At 63.6% G+C, this 18,344-nt stretch carries 18 protein-coding genes; 10 read left to right on the top strand and 8 right to left on the bottom strand.

The genetic code is table 11. The features are described from left to right. Window positions 1-1,059 carry a 3-keto-5-aminohexanoate cleavage protein gene (locus INR38_RS08090; protein ID WP_207443148.1) on the bottom strand — a complete coding sequence of 353 codons (1,059 nt, stop codon included), beginning with the start codon at window positions 1,057-1,059 and terminating at the stop codon, window positions 1-3. 29 nt (window positions 1,060-1,088) lie between these two features. Continuing rightward, window positions 1,089-1,937, bottom strand: a complete 849-nt coding sequence (locus INR38_RS08085; protein WP_016454322.1) for a TauD/TfdA family dioxygenase — start codon at window positions 1,935-1,937, stop codon at window positions 1,089-1,091. Window positions 1,938-2,099: 162 nt separating this feature from the next. Between INR38_RS08085 and INR38_RS08080 the strand changes: the two genes are divergently transcribed. The 3 genes from INR38_RS08080 to nirD all read left to right on the top strand — a co-directional run bounded on the left by INR38_RS08080 (window position 2,100) and on the right by nirD (window position 6,240). Next, window positions 2,100-3,107, top strand: coding sequence for an AraC family transcriptional regulator (locus INR38_RS08080; RefSeq protein WP_123692690.1), 1,008 nt, complete (start codon window positions 2,100-2,102; stop codon window positions 3,105-3,107). A 242-nt stretch (window positions 3,108-3,349) separates the two neighbouring features. Beyond that, window positions 3,350-5,866 carry a nitrite reductase large subunit NirB gene (gene nirB, locus INR38_RS08075; protein ID WP_207443149.1) on the top strand — a complete coding sequence of 839 codons (2,517 nt, stop codon included), beginning with the start codon at window positions 3,350-3,352 and terminating at the stop codon, window positions 5,864-5,866. Between the two features lie 32 nt (window positions 5,867-5,898). After that, window positions 5,899-6,240: a nitrite reductase small subunit NirD gene (nirD, locus tag INR38_RS08070; RefSeq protein ID WP_046987618.1), complete on the top strand. Its 342-nt coding sequence runs from the start codon at window positions 5,899-5,901 to the stop codon at window positions 6,238-6,240. Between the two features lie 338 nt (window positions 6,241-6,578). On the opposite strand, the gene INR38_RS08065 is transcribed toward nirD, so the two are convergent. Next, the gene (locus INR38_RS08065) at window positions 6,579-6,932 is read right to left on the bottom strand and encodes a hypothetical protein (protein WP_071954573.1); all 354 of its coding nucleotides are present in this window, start codon (window positions 6,930-6,932) and stop codon (window positions 6,579-6,581) included. Next, window positions 6,929-7,099: a Com family DNA-binding transcriptional regulator gene (locus INR38_RS08060; protein WP_071957060.1), complete on the bottom strand. Its 171-nt coding sequence runs from the start codon at window positions 7,097-7,099 to the stop codon at window positions 6,929-6,931. Before INR38_RS08060 ends, INR38_RS08065 begins: the two co-directional genes overlap by 4 nt. Before the next feature lie 360 nt (window positions 7,100-7,459). On the opposite strand from INR38_RS08060, the gene INR38_RS08055 reads away from it, so the two are divergent. Together INR38_RS08055 and INR38_RS08050 are read left to right on the top strand one after the other, a co-directional pair. Then, entirely contained in the window at window positions 7,460-7,870 is a 411-nt protein-coding gene (locus INR38_RS08055) for a GNAT family N-acetyltransferase (protein WP_197942654.1), read from the top strand. Between the two features lie 25 nt (window positions 7,871-7,895). Further along, entirely contained in the window at window positions 7,896-8,219 is a 324-nt protein-coding gene (locus INR38_RS08050; protein ID WP_063327002.1) for a hypothetical protein, read from the top strand. Between the two features lie 121 nt (window positions 8,220-8,340). Here INR38_RS08050 and INR38_RS08045 read toward each other — a convergent pair whose 3' ends face one another. Then, window positions 8,341-8,601, bottom strand: coding sequence for a hypothetical protein (locus INR38_RS08045; RefSeq protein WP_232245102.1), 261 nt, complete (start codon window positions 8,599-8,601; stop codon window positions 8,341-8,343). Window positions 8,602-8,674: 73 nt separating this feature from the next. Between INR38_RS08045 and INR38_RS08040 the strand changes: the two genes are divergently transcribed. From INR38_RS08040 to INR38_RS08020, 5 genes are all read left to right on the top strand, one after another. Then, window positions 8,675-9,139 carry a low molecular weight protein-tyrosine-phosphatase gene (locus INR38_RS08040; RefSeq protein WP_071954571.1) on the top strand — a complete coding sequence of 155 codons (465 nt, stop codon included), beginning with the start codon at window positions 8,675-8,677 and terminating at the stop codon, window positions 9,137-9,139. 22 nt (window positions 9,140-9,161) lie between these two features. Next, window positions 9,162-9,929: a hypothetical protein gene (locus tag INR38_RS08035; protein WP_197942653.1), complete on the top strand. Its 768-nt coding sequence runs from the start codon at window positions 9,162-9,164 to the stop codon at window positions 9,927-9,929. A gap of 328 nt (window positions 9,930-10,257) precedes the next feature. Further along, the gene (locus tag INR38_RS28670) at window positions 10,258-10,854 is read left to right on the top strand and encodes a hypothetical protein (RefSeq protein ID WP_242698996.1); all 597 of its coding nucleotides are present in this window, start codon (window positions 10,258-10,260) and stop codon (window positions 10,852-10,854) included. A gap of 602 nt (window positions 10,855-11,456) precedes the next feature. Next, window positions 11,457-12,497 (top strand): hypothetical protein, encoded by a 1,041-nt coding sequence (locus INR38_RS08025; protein WP_207443150.1) that lies wholly within the window; start codon window positions 11,457-11,459, stop codon window positions 12,495-12,497. Then, a complete protein-coding gene (locus tag INR38_RS08020; RefSeq protein ID WP_197942651.1) occupies window positions 12,488-13,534 on the top strand; it encodes a hypothetical protein in 1,047 nt (348 codons plus the stop codon). The genes INR38_RS08025 and INR38_RS08020 overlap by 10 nt, the downstream gene beginning before the upstream one ends. A gap of 96 nt (window positions 13,535-13,630) precedes the next feature. On the opposite strand, the gene INR38_RS08015 is transcribed toward INR38_RS08020, so the two are convergent. The 3 genes from INR38_RS08015 to INR38_RS08005 all read right to left on the bottom strand — a co-directional run bounded on the left by INR38_RS08015 (window position 13,631) and on the right by INR38_RS08005 (window position 18,314). Next, a complete protein-coding gene (locus INR38_RS08015; RefSeq protein WP_207443151.1) occupies window positions 13,631-15,469 on the bottom strand; it encodes a diguanylate cyclase in 1,839 nt (612 codons plus the stop codon). 140 nt (window positions 15,470-15,609) lie between these two features. Next, a complete protein-coding gene (locus INR38_RS08010; RefSeq protein ID WP_207443152.1) occupies window positions 15,610-17,652 on the bottom strand; it encodes a TonB-dependent receptor in 2,043 nt (680 codons plus the stop codon). After that, complete coding sequence (locus tag INR38_RS08005; protein ID WP_065346924.1) at window positions 17,649-18,314, bottom strand: SCO family protein; 666 nt, start codon at window positions 18,312-18,314, stop codon at window positions 17,649-17,651. Before INR38_RS08005 ends, INR38_RS08010 begins: the two co-directional genes overlap by 4 nt. Window positions 18,315-18,344 lie beyond the last annotated feature (30 nt).

The following is an 18,344-nucleotide window of genomic DNA, read 5'->3' as shown; positions in this document are numbered from 1 at the left end:
TCAGGCGGCCTTGCGCAGAAATCCCTGCTGGGCGCCGTTGCGGTTGGGTGCGAAGCCGTTGGCCGCCAGCGTCTCGTCCACGGTGCCGTAGAACTGGCCGATCCGGCAGATCTCCCGCGCCTGTTGCGCCGTGGCGATGGGGCGGCCGAACTCGCCTGCGATGCGCACCAGCTGCTCGATCTGCGCTACCGTGCCCATCTTGGCCGTGCGGCGCTGGTTCCAGAGGTTGTCCTCGGTGCCGCAGCGCACATGCAGGCCCATGGCAATGCCCATCATGTTCACGGGCAGCACGTTGAGCACCGAGCTTTCCACGGTGAGCACGGCGCCGTCGGGCACGGCACGCACGAAATTGGCCAGACTGTAGATGCTGGGCGCGTCCATGCCGCCGCCAATAGCCACCCAGTTCATCACCAGCGGGCCCTTGTAGATGCCGCGGCGCATGAGCCGCTCCACCGACTCGAAGCTGTTGATGTTGTAGCACTGGAAGGCGCTCTGGATGCCGGCGGCGGACAGGCGCCGGATGTGCTCCTCGGCCCAGCCGGGCTGGGCGGGCACGGTCATCTCCCTGTAGGCATTGAAGACGGCCGGGTCCTCCATGGAGGTGCCGCGTATGTCGCGCGCATCGAACTGCTCCAGGAAATTCATCTGCGAGGTATTGATGGTCACCGTGACCTGGTCGGGCACGGGCTCCAGCTCGGCCAGCATGTGGCGCGTGTCGTCGGACAGCCACTTGGCGGCCGCGCCTTCGGTCTCCGGCGCGAAGCTGATGGAGCCGCCCACCTGGATGATCATCTCGGGCACACGCGCACGCACGCCGGCGATCAGCTCGTTGAACTTCGACAAACGCTTGCTGCCTTTGCCATCCAGCTCGCGCACATGCAGGTGCAGCACGGTGGCGCCGGCGTTGTAGCAGTCCACGGCCTTCTGGATCTGCTCGTCCATGGTCACGGCGATCTCGCCGGGAAAGTCCGAGGGCAGCCACGAGGGCGCATAGGGCGCGGCCGTGATGATCAGGGGCTGCTGGTTTTCGGGGAACAGGTGGCCGTCGAGAAAGTTCATGGCATGTCTCCTTGTGTCGTGATCGTGGTTCAAAAGGTCGGCGTGCCGACGATGCCCGCGCGCTCCATCTTCCGGTGGCTGGGCGGGTAGTCCATGGCCGCGTAGTGCTGGGTGGCGCGGTTGTCCCAGATCGCCACGCTGCCCGCCCGCCAGCGCCAGCGCACCTGGTACTCGGGAATGGCAGCCTGGCCGATCAGGTACTGCAGCAGGCCGGAGGCGCCCTGCGTGAAGTCCTGGCCCACGCGCACATTGGCGGGCGTATGGAAATTGGTGAAATGCGTGGTGAAGCCGTTCACGAACAGCACCTTCTCGCCGGTCTCGGGATGGGTGCGGACCACGGGATGCTCGGCATCGGGGTACTGGGCCTTGAGCGCCAGCCGCCTTTCGATGGGCATGGCCGCGCCGAACGTGCATTCGATGCTGTGGCGCGCGCGCAGCGGCGCGATCAGCGCCTTGACGGCGTCCGGCAGGCGTTCGTAGGCCAGCGCCATGTTGGCCCACAGGGTGTCGCCGCCCACGGGCGGGCATTCCACGCAGTGCAGCACGCAGCCCATGGGCGGCGCCTCGCGCCAGGTGGCGTCGCAGTGCCAGGAATTCTCGTAGCGGTCGTTGGGCTGCTCGGGCGTCCTGTAGATACGCACCAGGCCCGGATGCTCGGGATCGCTGCCGGCCACAGGATGGTCCTCCAGCTCGCCGAAGCGCCGCGCAAAGGCCACGTGCTCGGCGCGCGCCAGGCCCTGGTCGCGCAGGAACAGCACCTTGTGGCGCAGCAGCGCTGCCCGGATCTCCGAGAAAAGCGCGTCGTCGCGCACCGCGTCGGCCAGCCGCACGCCGAGCAATTCGGCGCCGATGGCGCATGTCATGGGCTCTATGCGCATGCCTGTCTCCTGTCATTGTTGTAAAGGCCCGTGGCGGCACGGTCCGCCCGGCGTGTGGCCGGTCTCTGCAATGTAGGAAAACCCGGTTCCGCGGACTATGCAAGCCATGCCATCCTCTTTGCATTTCGTGCCACCAGGCCACGGACTGACAGGAGGGCAAGCATGGTCACCATGGTGCGCGCGGCGGCCTTGACCCATTTTTCGGACGTCATGCGCGAACTGGGCGGCGACCCCGACAAGGCACTGCGCCAGGCCGGCCTGCGGCCCGCGCTGCTGCGCGAGCAGGACCAGCTGATCGACGTGGCCATCGTCGCGCGCCTGCTGGAAGACGCGGCCCAGTCCACGGGCTGCGAGTCCCTGGGCCTGCGCATGGCCCGGCACCGCCAGCTGTCGAGCTTCGGCGCCGTGAGCCTGCTGCTGCTGCACCAGCCCACGCTGCGCCATGCGCTGGACACGCTGGTCGCGCACATGCACCTGGTCAACGAATCGCTGCTGATCCACCTGGAGGATGCAGGGGACATCGTCATCCTGCGCGAGGACTTCGTCCTGCACGGCGCCATGCGCCAGTCCGTGGAACTGGCCATGGGCGTGCTGTGGCGCATGTGCGAGGCATTGCTGCGCGAGCGCTGGCGGCCGCAGGGCGTCAGCTTCAGCCACGCGCCACCGGCCGACCTGTCCGAGCACCGCCGCATGTTCCGCTGCCGCATCACGTTCGGCGCCGAGTTCAACGGCATCGCCTGCCGCGCCGCCGACCTGGATGAGCCCAACCCGCTGGCCGACCCCGCGCTGGCGCGCTATGCGCTGCGGCTGGTGGAGGCCATGCCGGCCCACCGTGCCGCCTCCGTGGGCCACCAGGCGCGCAGGGTCATCTACCTGCTGCTGCCCTCGGGCAACGCCACCTGCGCGGGCGTGGCGCAGGGCATGGGGCGCAGCCTGCGCACGCTGCAGCGCGAACTGGACCGCGAGGGCCTGAGCTTCAGCGAGCTGCTGACCGAAGTGCGCCACGAGCTGGCCCTGCGCTACCTGGACCACCCCCATTACAGCGTGGGCCAGGTCGCGTCCATGCTCGGCTATGCCAGCCACAGCGCCTTCACGCGCTGGTTCGCTGCGCAATTCGGTTGCGCGCCCGAGGCCTGGCGCAGCCGCGCGCAGGGACTGCCTCGCGCCTGACGCACCGGGCGTTCCTGGCGGACCTGGCGCACTTGATCGCACTTGACGCACCACCACGGCGCACCCCGCCCCTGCACGGTGCGGCGGGCGCATTGCGGTGCACGCTGTCTGCGCACCAGACAGCGTGCACCACGGGCAGGCACCGCGCCGCGGTGCTGGCACGGCACTTGCATTGGCTGCCCTGACCCGCCGGCCCTGGCCTGCGGCCCGCAAAACACTGGATGCGCAACGCAGGACGCCAGATGAACATCGTTGTGATCGGCCACGGCATGGTGGGCCACAAATTTCTCGAGCAGCTGCATGCCCTGGGCGTGGCAGACGCGAACGTCACCGTGCTGTGCGAGGAGCCGCGCGCCGCCTACGACCGTGTTCACCTGTCGGAATTCTTCTCCGGCAAGAGCGCCGAAGACCTGAGCCTGGTCGAGCCCGGCTTCTTCGAGGCCAGCGGCTTCACGCTGCGCCTGGCGGCCAGGGCGGCAGCCGTGGAGCGGCGCGAGCGCACCGTGACCACGGCCGATGGCGAAATCATCCCCTACGACCGGCTGGTGCTGGCCACAGGCTCGGCGCCCTTCGTGCCGCCCGTGCCGGGGCGCGACCGGCCGCACTGCTTTGTCTACCGCACCATCGAGGACCTGGAGGCCATGCAGGCATCGGCCGCGCGCTCCAGGACCGGCGTGGTGGTGGGCGGCGGCCTGCTGGGCCTGGAATGCGCCAAGGCCCTGCGCGACCTGGGCCTGGAGACCCATGTGGTCGAGTTCGCCCCGCGCCTGATGGCCGTGCAGGTGGACGACGGCGGCGGCCGCGTGCTGCGCAGCAAGATCGAGGACCTGGGCGTGCAGGTGCACACGGGCCGCAATACGCTGGAGATCACCGACGGCGCCACGGCACGCCACCGCATGGTGTTTGCCGACGGCACGCACCTGGAAACCGACATGATCGTCTTCTCCGCCGGCATCCGCCCGCGCGACGAGATCGCCCGCCAATGCGCCCTGGCGATAGGCCCGCGCGGCGGCGTGGCCGTGGACGACCATTGCCGCACCAGCGACCGCAGCGTCTACGCCATTGGCGAATGCGCCTCCTGGCGCGAGCAGACCTTCGGCCTGGTGGCACCCGGCTACGACATGGCGCGCGTGGCGGCCCGCCACATTGCGGGCGAGGCCGAGGCCGCCTTCGGCGGGGCCGATCTCAGCACCAAGCTCAAGCTCATGGGCGTGGATGTGGCCAGCATCGGCGACGCCCAGGGCAAGACGCCGCGCAGCCGCAACTACCAGTTCATCGACGAGCGCAAGCAGGTCTACAAGAAGATCGTGGTCAGCGAGGACGGCCGCCAGCTGCTGGGCGCCGTGCTGGTGGGCAATGCCGACGAGTACGGCACGCTGCTGCAGATGACGCTCAACAGCATCGCGCTGCCCGAAGAGCCCGAGTTCCTCATCCTGCCCTCCAGCGACGGCAAGGCCAAGCCCGGCCTGGGCGTGGACGCCCTGCCCGACACGGCGCAGATCTGCTCGTGCAACAACGTCACCAAGGCGCAGATCTGCGCGGCCGTGGGCGAAGGCGCCTGCACCATGGCCGAGCTCAAGTCCTGCACCCAGGCCGGCGCCACCTGCGGCGGCTGCGTGCCCCTGGCCACCCAAGTCATGAAGGCCGAGATGGCCCGGCGCGGCATGGCCGTCAACAACCATGTCTGCGAGCATTTCCCGCACTCGCGCCAGGAGCTGTACCACCTGGTGCGCGTGGGCGGCATCAAGACCTTCGACGAGCTGCTGCACCGCCACGGCAAGGGCCTGGGCTGCGATGTCTGCAAGCCGCTGGCGGCCAGCATCCTGGCCTCGTGCTGGAACGAGTTCGTGCTGCAGCCGCAGCTCGCCAGCCTGCAGGACAGCAACGACTACTACCTGGGCAACATCCAGAAGGACGGCAGCTACTCCGTGGTGCCGCGCATGCCCGGCGGCGAAGTCACGCCGGACGGCCTGATCGCCGTCGGCCAGGTGGCCAAGAAATACGGCCTGTACACCAAGCTCACGGGCGGTGCCCGCGTGGACCTGTTCGGCGCGCGCGTGGAGCAGCTGCCGCTGATCTGGGAGGAGCTGATCGCGGCCGGCTTCGAGTCCGGCCATGCCTACGGCAAATCGCTGCGCACCGTCAAAAGCTGCGTGGGCTCCACTTGGTGCCGCTACGGCGTGGACGACAGCGTGGGCCTGGCCGTGCAGCTGGAAAACCGCTACAAGGGCCTGCGCGCGCCGCACAAGATCAAGTTCGGCGTCTCGGGCTGCACGCGCGAATGCGCCGAGGCCCAGGGCAAGGACGTGGGCGTGATCGCCACCGACAAGGGCTGGAACCTCTACGTCTGCGGCAACGGCGGCATGAAGCCGCGCCATGCCGAGCTGATCGCCTCCGACCTGTCCAAGGACAGGCTGCTGCAGCTCATCGACCGCTTCCTGATGTTCTACGTGCGCACGGCCGACCGCCTGCAGCGCACCAGCACCTGGCGCGAAAACCTGGAAGGCGGCCTGGACTACCTCAAGGACGTGGTGGTCAACGACAGCCTGGGCCTGGGCGCCGAACTGGAGGCCCAGATGCAGCATGTGGTGGACACCTACCAGTGCGAGTGGAAGACCGCCATCACCACGCCCGAAGTGCGCCAGCGCTTTCGCAGCTTCATCAACAGCGACCAGCCCGACGAGCACATCGTCTTCGTGCAGGAGCGCGGCCAGATCCGCCCGGCGCGCGCCGAGGAACGCAGCGAGGCCACGGCCTGACACCCCCTAGAGACCCGCGACAAGGACCCGCCATGGCACATGCCTCCCAAGAACACTGGCTGCCCGTTTGCGCCACCCAGGACATCGTCCCCGACACGGGCGTCTGCGCCCTCGTCCAGGGCCGCCATGTGGCGGTCTTTCGCATCGGCGACGACCGCTTCTACGCCATAGACAACGTGGACCCGCGCTGCGGCGCCAGCGTGCTCGCGCGCGGCCTGGTCGGCAGCCTGGGCGAGCGCGTCGTCGTCGCCTCGCCCATCTACAAGCACCACTTCGACCTGTCCACCGGCGAATGCCTGGAAGCGCCCGAGCACTCCGTGCGCGCGCATGCGGTGCGCAATGAGAATGGGCAGTTGATGGTGGCGCTGCACTGAGGTCTCGGTCAGATCAGCAAAACTGGGCATGGCGCCGAGAGCTGGTTTGAGCAAGGTCTTCACGAAAGGCGATTCACGGCCTTCGAAGTTGGCAATTTCCAGCGTTGATATGGACGTCAGACCGGGCTGCTTGACGCATATCGAAAAGCGCGTCGTTCAACATACGCAAGCCATCAGGTTGCACTTCATCCTGAAGCCAGACTTCGGCCTCACAAAAAACAGGCTCCAAGCGCATTCACTTCGCACCTTCGAGGAGGCGAGCTAAGGCGCCAAAGGTCACGCACACAGCAAACAGAAAAGCCCGCTGGCTGTGTCAGCGGGCTTTCCGTCACAACCCCTTAGACAAGGGGTTCTGTCAACAGGTCATAGGTCATGTTGACGCTGCCGTTTCCATTGGCAACAGCCCAAATCCCCTGGCCAGGCGGCACATACAAAGAGTACTGCGCGCTGATCGTCGGAATGGGAGTGCCGATGAAGATCAAGCGCTTCGTACCATCGCCATATGCCGATGGGGCGGCTGTGTCAGCGTACACCTGCACACCGATCGTGCCAGCATAGGAATTGACGTACAGCGTGCGGATCACCAGGCCATGGAGATTGTTGCCAGGCGCGACCACCTGCACGACGGAGGTATTGACACCCAGGTTCGCGTACAGGGCGCCGATGGGGGTGGGCTTTGCAAGAGTTGTCATGGCGATTGCCTTTCATCTAAGTTGACAGGCGCTCGATGGCACTCATATTGGGGGCTCTCGACCCTCAAGGAATTCAGCGTCCCGCAGCGCGGGCACTTGATGCTCAGTTTCTGGAAGATGCCCATTGCAAGTTTGCGATTGCAGCTGGAACACCTCACCTCTTGCATTCCATACTCCATTTGGACGGTATCCGTTGATTGTTGCGATGGCTTCATTCTGCTGGACCGATTGCGCCAGTGCGCAGACCAGGCGGCTGTTTGTCTTGTGGCGCATCGGCTCACATGTCCCCCGCCATGCAGCGGCTGCTGCGACAAGATGCGCGCGAGACCCGCAACGTAGGCGCAACGCTGTTCACCAGCCTGCTGCGCGCCGAGCTGCGCGGCGTGCGCTGGATACGGTGCAAGCGCACTCCAACGCAGTCACCAGGGCCGGCCTGGCCGAAAGCTCTGCCTTGGGCATCGGGCAGACGCCTGCCTATGATGGCGCTCTGCCGGTCCTCCGATATGCCCCTGGCGCCCTCACCATCCATGAACTACCGCATTGAAGACCACGTCCCCGCCGTCCAGGACTACATCCAGATCCGGCTGGCTGCCGGCCTGAGCCGCAAGTCGCCCGAGGCGGCCGCCATCGGCCTGAAAAACGGCCTGTTCAGCGTGGTCGTCTATGCCGATGCAACGCCGGTTGGCATAGGCCGCGTGATCGGAGACGGCGGGTGCTTCTTCGAAATCGTGGACATCGCCGTCATCCCCGAGCACCAGAAAAAGGGCCTGGGCCACCTCATCATGCAGCGCCTGATGCAGTACATCCACGGCAATGCCCTGCCCACGGCCTATGTCAGCCTCATGGCCGACCACGGCACGCCGAAGTTCTATCGCCGCTATGGGTTCGAACCCTCCCTGCTGCCCAAAAAGGCGGGCATGTCCTTGCGCATTGTTTGACTGCAGAGGCCCGATCAAGACAGAGATGAACAACAAACTGAGAGCAGCGGCAGTGATCGCCGCAGCGTTTTTGGCCGTTGCCTTCCTTGTGCCTGCGCCGAAAAGTGTGCCGCTCACCGAGCGCTATCCCGGTCCGTGGAAAACTGATTTCAGCCGAGACATCGCCATCGCGCTGGGCAAGAACCAAGCTATCGGCTGCGTGCAATTCCAATACCGGGAGAGCCGCCTGGACCCAGGCGAGTACCTTGTGTACTGCAATGATCGGGGCATGTGGAGGTCCTATCTGGTCTGGATCCCGTCGCAGAAGATCACCGGGCCGCACATGATTGATGCATCGATTCCGCCGTGATCGAAGAATCCGCACTGGCATGCAAGATGGCGCTGCATTGAGTTCAGCCACGTCCCATGCCGGCCGCGCAGCACCATCAAATCCGCCTGACAGGGCGCCCGAAAACGCCCGCCCTGCGGGCTCAGGCGTAGAAGGACAGCAACGCCAGGCACACGATGACCACGATGGCCGCCGTGATGAGCATCACCCTGAAGCCACCGTCGCTGCTGCGCAGCAACCGCAACTCCAGCAGGGCCGCGCCCACCCGGGCCATCCAGAAACAAAGCAGTTCCACCATGGGCGCAGCATAAGCGGCACGGCAGATCAGGTGCGGGGCGTGGAAAATGCCGGCGATCACCTGGGCATCGCAGGCCATCGAGATGTCGTGAAGCCCGTTACCCACAGGGAGGTTTATGGAACAGATTCGGGAACAGTCAGCTGGCAGCAGGCCAGCCACAAAGAGAAAAAGAATCCTCGTGGTCTGCACCGGCAACATCTGCCGCAGCCCCACGGCCCACGGCGTGCTTGAAAAAATGGTGGCCGACGCGGGCCTGGCTGGCCGCATCGAAGTGGACTCCGCAGGCACGCACGGCTACCACGTGGGCGAGGCCCCCGACCGCCGCTCCCAGGCCCATGCCGCGCGGCGCGGCTATGACCTTTCGCAGCAGCGCGCGCGGCAACTGCGGGCCGAGGACTTCACGGCATTCGATCAGGTGCTGGTGATGGATGGCGCCAACGAATCTGCAGCGCGCAGGATCTGCCCCGAGTCCGAATGGCACCGCGTACAGCGGCTGACGGACTTCTGCACCGAGCACTCCGCGCGCGAAGTGCCCGACCCCTACTACGGCGGCGACCGGGGTTTCGAGGACGTGCTGGACCTGGTGGAAGACGCCTGCGCGGGGCTGCTGGCCACGCTGGGCATGGCGCCGCGCAAGGGTTGACAAGCCACGGCACCGCTTGCGCATGCGAACCCTCATTCTTTGCTTCGGCATCCTGGGCACGCTTGTGTTCGGCGCAGCCTTCGCCCTGTCGTTTTCCTCGCCATTGCTGGTCGAGAGCCTGGGCAAGGAGATCATCCGCATCGAGATCGAGCACAGGCTGGGCACCCAGCTGGATGCGCTTTCAGGCTCGCGCATGGCGGGCCTGGCCCAGAAGGCGCTGGGCAGGACAGATAGCGAGATCGCCGCAGTGCGGCGCGAGATCGAGGCAGGCATCCCCGACAAGCTGGCTTCGGTCATGACCGACATGCGCCGCGCCGACTGCGAATGCCGCAAGCGCAATGCCGTCTACACGCAGCAGCGCCAAGCCACCCAGTTGGCATCGCTGATCCAGATGCGCGCCCGGCTGGTGGAATTCATCGAGTCGGCCTACCACCAGACCACGGCCAGCCTGGTGCGGGAGTTCAGGATCTTCACTGCGTCCAATGCGCTGGTGTTTCTGGCCCTGGTCGGCGTGACGGCGCGACGCAGGCGGGCGGGGCTGCAGCTGGCCCTGCCCGCCATCGTGCTGGTGACCGCCTCGGCGGTGACTGCCATGTTGTATCTGTTCGCACAGGACTGGCTGCACACCATTGTGTTTGGCAGCTACATCGGCCTGGCCTACATGGCCTATCTGGCCTTTGCCATCGCGCTGCTGTGCGACATCGCATTCAACCGGGCACGCGTGTGCACACGGGCCATCAACGGCCTTGCGTCGTCTTTTGGTTCGGCATTCGAGGTCTTGCCTTGTTGAGCCCACGGCCCCACTTGCCCCGGCACCACGGCCTCCATAGCCATCCCCACCTGCCACCACAATCCGCCCCTTGCCCGCACGCTTGGCCGCGTGGGCACCGAAGGTGCGCGCATGCTGCTGCAATGGATGCGCGCAGAGGCCGGGGAATCGCCAAGCCTGGATCTGGGTCATGAGCTGGTGGTGCGACAAAGCAATTGACTGGCTGATGCCTGGCTATCCATTCGCATATTGAGATAGAGTTCGGCGGCTTGGCCATTCCCGCCCAAGCCCTTCTTCTCCACTGCACCTGTGCAATGGAGATTTTCATTTCAATCCAACTTCAAAGAACATGAACACCATTGCATTGGGAGAACGCCTGCGGCCGCAAGGCGCAATACGGATTCGCCGGATCATGGCCGCCTTGCTGGCTGCGAGCGCTGTACTGTGTGTGCCGAACGTAGCATCGGCGGCCGAGAACGATGCACTATCTGCCTCTCTGGCTGCATTCGGTGATGCCGCTGCGGCAAGACGCCTGGAGGACCAGATCGCGGATCTTGTGAAAAAGCGCAATCAGGCGGGCATGACCAAGCTGGTGGGGCAGATCGCGCAGAACGATGGGGCTTTCATGGAAAAGATGGACAGCCTGACGCAGGCCAAAAATCGGGTTCCTGATCCTGAAATGACCAGGATTGCCATGGCCCTGGGCCCTTGCCACCATGCCGGTTTTCTTCTCAGGAAAATGGCCTTCGCCCTTGCCGATGGTCAGGCAAAGCCCATCATTCGCAATGGGGTGATCATGATTGACGGCACGCACATGGACGATATGTATGCTGAGCAAATGTCGCGCTGTGAAAGGCTGGCCAAGCAGCCCATGCGGAAAATCAAGATAGGCTCCATGTGCTCCGTCAATGGCTCGGGTTGCGACGAGGATCCGGATATGGATTGAAGAGGCCGAGCGCTGAAAAGCGAAAGCAAGAAAAGAAAAGGCCGGGTCTGCCGCCCGGCCTTTGGTGACCGCCCCGGCGGTGACTGCCATGCTGTATCTGTTCGCCCAGGACTGGCCGCACACCATTGCGTTTGACAGCCACATCGGCCTAGCCTGCTTGGCCTGTCTGGACTTTGCCATCAGATGCTGGGCGACATCGCATTCAGCCGGGCACGCGTGTGTAGTCGGGCTATCAATGGCATGGCGTCGACTTTTGGTTCGTCTCTCGAAATTGGGGCTTGCTTAGCCTGCTGGCATTTGCTGATCACAGCCGTGAACGGCCCAAACTGCCAAATTGGTTTCAGCAGAGCCTTGTCTGCGGCATTAACGCGATGCCGCGATATGGCTTCACCGCGTAGCTCCGTGCATCCGAATTAGGAATACTCCTATTTTTTCCTTCAAAAACCAAGGAAAAATAGGAGCTGTCTTATTTTCAACGAGACGCATACGGAATAGCATGGATTCCTCGCGTATGAAAATCCAAGCATCTTGAGTTTTTAGGCAATCTCCGACATCTATTGCCGCCGTATTCATATATCAACCGACAATTGAAATGAAATTCCATGCGCAATATAAAATACTATTTCCTTCTTGTATTTCTCATCTATGCAAACAATGTATTTTCAAAAGGATACGTTGACAACTACTCGGTCGCAATGGTTACTGGCTGGGCGTGTGATGTCAGATTTCCTAATGACATAGTGGCTGTACACATTTGGCGCGATGACAACCAATTTCTTGGGGGGAGCAGCGCAAATATAGTCAGGGAACCCGCTGTAGGATCGGCTTGCCTTGGCAGCCACAGTGCGCATGGCTTCTCCATACCAATAAATCTTACTGAAGACTTGAAAGACGGACAGGAACACAGAATTCTAGTTTACTCCATAGGACGTAATGGTTTCGTCGAGCAATTGAACAACTCACCTGTAAAAATCAAATTCCCTGGCGACGGAATTAAAGAGCGTCCATATTATGTCGGAGACATAGTCGCGAGAAATCTAGATTGGCCAGTTATTGAAGGTGCCGGGCACATCGGAATATGGGATGGAACTTCAGTAATTGAAGTTCTCAACGAGCCGCAGGTTGTTCAGAAAAACAATTACGAGAATTTTTTCAAACGCAGCAAAGTTTGGCCAATAAGCAGAACAAAATGGCCTGACCATAACGTAGTCTCTTGCTTCTCGTCTGCATGCACAGAGGATTTTGACAGACCTAGAGCCAATAAAAAATCTTACCCAGCCTTGTATGCAATGATTGCGAGAGCGAATCAAATATATGCCATAGGTGCAGTTTATGTTGTGACACCGTACGTTACTCCAGCCGAGCCTACTGTGAATATTCCACCCAGCAGGGACTGGAATAAATACGTGACCTGGCCTCCGACGAAAGGAAGATATCGGTGTGATACTTTTATAACGGATATTATGGGCGCAACGGTTCGAAGTCCTGGATCACATGCTCACTCACACATTCAGGGCCAATGGCTACCTTTACGAATTATTGATGCGAATATAGCCACATGGTATCAAAAATATATTAGTGCAGCAGACGCCAACATCAAAGCACCTGCCGCCTTGTACAACAAACTTAAGCAATGGCAATGAAGCGAATAATATCTTACTCCGTCATTGTCGCCGCATTATATGCAGCCTATCTATTTATAAACGAATCTTCAAAACCACAAAACCACATCACACCAAATATAAAGACCGAAATTTTTAATCAACAATCAAAAAGCTCAGCGAACGAAGACACACAAAATGCGAATCAAGTCACAGCGGAAGAGCAACAATCAAGTGCATTCCAGACTTCCGCATTCATTCAGGATGAAATTGATAGATTTCGCGCATCTCTCGCAGATTCGTTATCCCAAGATGAGAAATTGCAGGCAATCAACCGGCTTCACAACATCATTCGATCGACCCAACGCAGAGAGGTCAGAGAATCCCTCCGTCAAGAACTGCTTAGCGTCATTGGCAGCAACAGCTCCAAAGATATAGTCAAATCCGCAATTTTCGACTATACGAGATCCCTCAACAGCCTGGATAGCGCTTCCGAAGCCATCAAGGTTCTCGACTTAGGACTGAAAAATGGGATCCTGACAACCAAGGAATATGCTGGAGAATCTATACACATGGGTTTTCTTTTTGACGACAAAGCGATGATCAAAAATGGTTTAAACACAGGCGACGAATATTCAAATATTGTGCTATACAATTACATATCCAGCATAACAGAAAGCAACAGGAAAAATATCATAGATCACGAACTATTGGTTTACATAAACAGCCATCCCATCAAATTTACCGGCGCTCCTTTCAGCTTCGGCCTGACGGAAGCCATTCAATACAATGAATGGGCCATGGCCAAAGCAAACGTCGAGTCAATCCTCAATGGGGCGGACCCTGTGGATATTCTGGCGGCCCCCTTCAAAAATATGCTCACAGATCCCAGGGAACTGCTGGCGCTATCCATCTCTCCGGACATTGGATTGAAAGTCATGAAAAAGGTGATAGCAAGCAAAGACCACCAAATAGGCCTTGAGAATCTTGACAATTTCACGGCCAGCTATTCTTATATTCCCGCCATAAAATCCGCATCGGATAATATGGAGCGCTATAAAACAGGCTTAGAAAAGTGATATCTCCATCAGAGCTTCCCCAACGAGATATTCCAAAATCTAATTTCCGGATTTATCCGAGGGATTGCTATATCTTTCAAATTCAACCAAACGTCCCTACTTCCCCGCCACCACAATCCTCCCCTTGCCCGCGCGCTTGGCCGCATACATGGCCTCGTCGGCGCGCTGCAGCAGCTGGGCGGTGTTTTCCCGGGCGGCATTGAGGGCGATGCCGATGCTGGCGCCGACCTGGACGGTGGCACCGTTTTCCAGGCGGATGGGCTGGCAGATGGAGGCCAGGCAGCGCTGCATGGCCTGAAGGGCGTCGTTGGCTGAAGCCAGTTCGCCCAGCAGCAGCACGAATTCGTCTCCACCCATGCGGGCCACGCAGTCGGTTTCGCGGGCCTGGGTGGTGAGGCGGCGGGCGACGATGCGCAGCACTTCGTCGCCGGCATCGTGGCCTTCGGTATCGTTGATCTGCTTGAAGCCGTCCAGGTCCATGAAGCAGACGGCCAGTTGCCCCGGTCCGCAGGCCTGGGCCAGTTGACGCTGCAGCCGGGCCTGCAGTGCGCGGCGGTTGGCCAGGCCGGTCAGCACGTCGTGCAGCGCCTGGTGCTGCGCGGCTTGCTCGTCACGCTTGAGCGCGTCTATGTCCACGAAGACCCAGATCGATTCGCCGTCGGCCAGGCCTGCGCCGCTGACATCGACCCAGAGCAGGCTGCCATCGCTGGTCTTCAGCTGCATCTGGGCATGGCATTTGCCGCTGGAGCGCAGTGCGCCATAGGCCAGCTCGCCGGAGCGTTCATAGGTTTCCTCATCCGGGTAGAGGATGCGCGCCGAGGTGCCCTGCATCTCGCCGGCCGGGCGCTTGAGCATGCGCTGCAGGGCCTGGTTGGTCCACAGCAGCCGGCGCTCGCGCAGGCGGGCGATGCCGATGAGGTCGTTGTCCATGAACAGTTCCTGCTGGCGCAGCAGCTCGGCAAGCCGGATGCGCGCCACGCGTTCGCGCTGCTGCAGCAGATAGAGGCTGACCGAACCCAGCGCGATCAGCGCGATGCTCAGGCCCGTGAGCGCCCACGCACGCCAGGCCGATGCACGCCACCCCGCCAGGTAGCTTTCCGTGCCCAGGCCGGTGAAGACGGTCAGCGGATAGCCGGCCAGGCGCTGGTAGGCCGTGATGCGCTCCACGCCATCGAGCAGCGTGGGCGTGATGTACCAGCCAAGCTCCCGGTCATCGGCCAGGGCCCGGTGGTACTCGCCCGAGACTTCCGAGCCGCCGATGCCGGCCATGGGCTGGGGATCGCCTGCCGCGTAGCGGGCCACCAGCAGATCCTTGTCCGAACGCAGCGCAATGGCGCTGTCGGGCCCGAAGGCCTGGCGGCGGAACAGCGACTGGAAATGCTCGGCCGCAACGACCGCGTAGACGATGCCCTGGAAATCCCCGTCGCCGGATTGCAGCCGCCGCGCCAGCACGATGGCCCATTTCTTGAAGGAGTGGCTGACCAGCGGGTCGGAGACCACCATGCGGTCGGTGTTGCGCGCCCGGTCGAAGTAGCCTCGCTCGGCCACGGAAAATGACGGCTCCTCCTCGTTCGCACTCTGCAGGACCTGGCCATTGGCGTCGGTGACGCGCAGCGCCGTGACGAAGGGAACGAGGGCGCGCTGCTCCTGCAGGATTTCATAGAGGGCCAGCGCCGCCACGTCCGCGCCTTCCAGACTCCGGCTGCGGTAGCGGCCCGCGACGGTGGCCAGGGCGTTGTCCACCAGCCGCATCTCGGCGTTCAGCTCCAGGCTCAGGCTGCGGGCCTGGTTCCGGGTGACGGCCACGCCCAGGTCCAGGTCGGCCTGGTGGTTGGCGCGCAGGCTCAACCAGGTGGCCAGGCCCAGCAGGCCGGCCACCAGCAGGTTGCCGAGCACCAGGCGCAGGAGCACCTTGTCGGAAAGAAGCCTCTTCATGGCGCCGGGTGTCCCTTTCCTACTTGCTGGATGGGCATCGGGGTGGATGGACCGGCCCATTTTTAGCACAAGGCAGGAGCACTCCATGCCAGGTCGCACGCCATGGCAGCGGCGCCTTTCGGCGCTGCGCCCGACCCCCCTCAGGGCATGCGCCAGCTCAGGCCCGCGTACACGGCCCGGCCATCTCCGGGAAAGTAATAGGCACCGTCCACGCCGCGCACATTGGCCTGTACGGCCGTGGTCGCGGCATAGCGCCGGTCGGTCAGGTTGCGGCCTTCGACGAACCAGCTCCAGCCATCGCCCAGCGTCCCGCTCAAGCGCAGGTTGAGCAGCGCATAGCCATCGGAGGCCACGGTGTTGGCATGGTCCACCCAGGTGCGCGAGGGCAGCCACTCCAGGCCAGGCGCGACCGTGACCTGCTGCGTGGCCTTCCACTGCAGCTCGGCCCGCAGCAGGTGCGGTGGAATGCCGGCCAGGCGGCGGCGGCCGTAGACGGCGTCGTTGTCAAAGCGCAGGTCGCTGTAGAGGTACTGGGTGCGCAGCGACCAGCGCGGCGCAAGCCGTGCCTGCATGGACAGCTCCAGCCCCTGGTGGATAGTGCGGTCGGCATTGGTGGTGCCCAGGGCCGCGCCGCTGGCGTCGGTCAGCGCCAGCAGTTCGCGGCGCACGCGCGAGTGGTAGATGGCGGCGTCCCAGGCCAGGGCCTCGCCGTGGCCGCGCCAGCCGGCCTCCACCGTGGTTGCGCTTTGCGCGCGCCCCAGCGGCAGCGAAGGCTGGTAGACCAGCTCGCCAATGGGCGGTGCCTCGAAGCTGCCGCTGATGTTGGCGTACCACTGCGACGTGGGCGTGGCCGCGAACAGCAGGCCCAGCTTGGGCGAGGTGTGGCTGAAATCCACGTCGTAGCTGGAGGCGGGCACCAGCAGATTGTCCTGGCGGCGCTGGGCGCGCACGAACTGCAGGCCGGCCTGCAGCGTCCAGCGGGTGCTCAGGCCATGGCTGTATTCGCCATAGACCACGTCCTGCTGCGCCTTCACGCGCGTGCGCCCCGTGGACGTGCCGGCCGCGCCGCCCGCATTGGTGTAGCGCCATTCATCGCCATCGAGCTGCGCGCTGGAAAAGCCCAGCACCAGCCTGCGCGTGAGGCCACCGCCCCGCCCCAGCTCGGCCACCAGGCGCGAGTCCAGGCCCGTGTCGCGCATGTCCTGCTGGACGATGCCCATGGTCATGGGGTGGAAACGGTCGCGCTGCGCCGCGAACAGCGAGGTGGTCCAGCGCAGGCCTTCGCGCGGCTGCCAGTCCATGCGCAGGGCGCCGCGCGTCTGGCGGTAGTTGTTGCCGGCGTCCTGCGCCACATAGCCGGGCGCGGCCTGGCGCGGATTGGCCAGCATGGCCGCGCGCGTGAGGCTGCCGGGCATTTGCATGTCGGCATCCACATGGGACAGGAAGGCGCGCAGCTCCAGCGTATCGGTGAGCTGCAGGCCCACATTGCCGGACAGGCGCTGCGTGCGCCAGGCCGACTGTTCGCGCCAGCCGTCCTGCTCGCTACGGCTGAAGTTCAGAAGGCCATCCACCCGCTCGCCACGGCCCGCCAGCTGGGCCTGGGCCTGCCGCTGGCCGAACGATCCGGCCTGCAGCCGCAGCGATGCGGCAGGCGCCGTCAACCCGGTCGGCGAGACAAAGTTGATCGCGCCGCCCAGGCTGCTGGCGCCGTACTCCAGCGCATTGGCGCCACGCCAGACCTCGACATGCTGGGCCGCCATGGGGTCGATGGACTGGAAGTCCGCCGCGCCATCGGCCTGGTTCAGCGGTATGCCGTCCTGGTACAGCTGTATGCCGCGCATCAGGTAGCCGCGCTGCACGCCCGAGCCCCGGATGGACAGCCGCGTCTCGGGGCCGTGGCGCGTCTGTGCGAGCACGCCGGGCGCGTAGGCCAGTGCATCGGCGGCGGTGCTGGCACGCCCGGCCGCGTAGCTGGCTGCATCGATGACGGCCGTGCCGCCTGCGCGCTGCGACAGCTCATCGCGCGCAGCCTGCACGGCCTGCGCGGCGCGGGCCTCGGGCGTGGCGGCGACGCCGCGGGCGCGCACCTCCACATCCGCAAGAACAGGTTCTGCCTGGGCCAGGGCGGAGGATGCGGCGCAAAGGCCTGCGGCGCCGGCCAGAGAAAGTGCAAAGCTCTTCATGCCGCCCCCAGGATCTGCCGCAGATCGGCCGCGCAGTCCTGCGCGTCCTGCTCATGGCGAAACGCCACGCGCAGCCGGCCCTCGGGATCAAAGACATAGGTGATGGCCGAGTGGTCCATGGTGTAGGACGCACCCGTGGGCACCTTCTTGTAGAAGACCTTGAATTCCCTGGCGACCTCGGCCGTCTGCGCCTCGTCGCCGCGCAGCGCGACAAAGCCGGGGTCGAAGGCGCCCACATAGGCCTTGAGCACCTGGGCCGTATCGCGCTCGGGATCGATGGTGATGAAGGCCACGGCCAGGCGGGCACCGTCGGCTCCCAGAAGCTCGCGTATTTCCAGCGCGCGCGTCAGCGCCGTGGGGCAGACATCGGGGCATTGGGTGAAGCCGAAAAAGACCATCAGGGCCTGGCCCTTGAAGTCGGCCAGCGTGCGCTCGCGCCCATCGGCATCGCGCAGGCGGAAGTCCCGGCCGTACTGCGCGCCGGTGAGGTCGATGCCCTTGAAGGGCACGGTGGCGGGCTTGCAGCCGGCCAGCAGCGCCAGTGCGGCCAGGCCGCCGCCAAGGCAGGCGCGGCGAGACAGGGCAACGGGAGCAACGGATGGGAGGGTCGAAGAAGAATCGGCGGCGCGCTGCGGCGCCGCATGGCAATCGGAACGGAACATGGCTTCCCTGCGTGGAATCTTGGCGAAGCC

Source organism: Delftia sp. SD018 (assembly GCF_017355445.1).
GTDB classification, from domain to species: domain Bacteria; phylum Pseudomonadota; class Gammaproteobacteria; order Burkholderiales; family Burkholderiaceae_C; genus Comamonas; species Comamonas acidovorans.
Note: the sequence above shows the minus strand (reverse complement) of the source record. Positions and strands in the feature narration are given on the sequence as shown.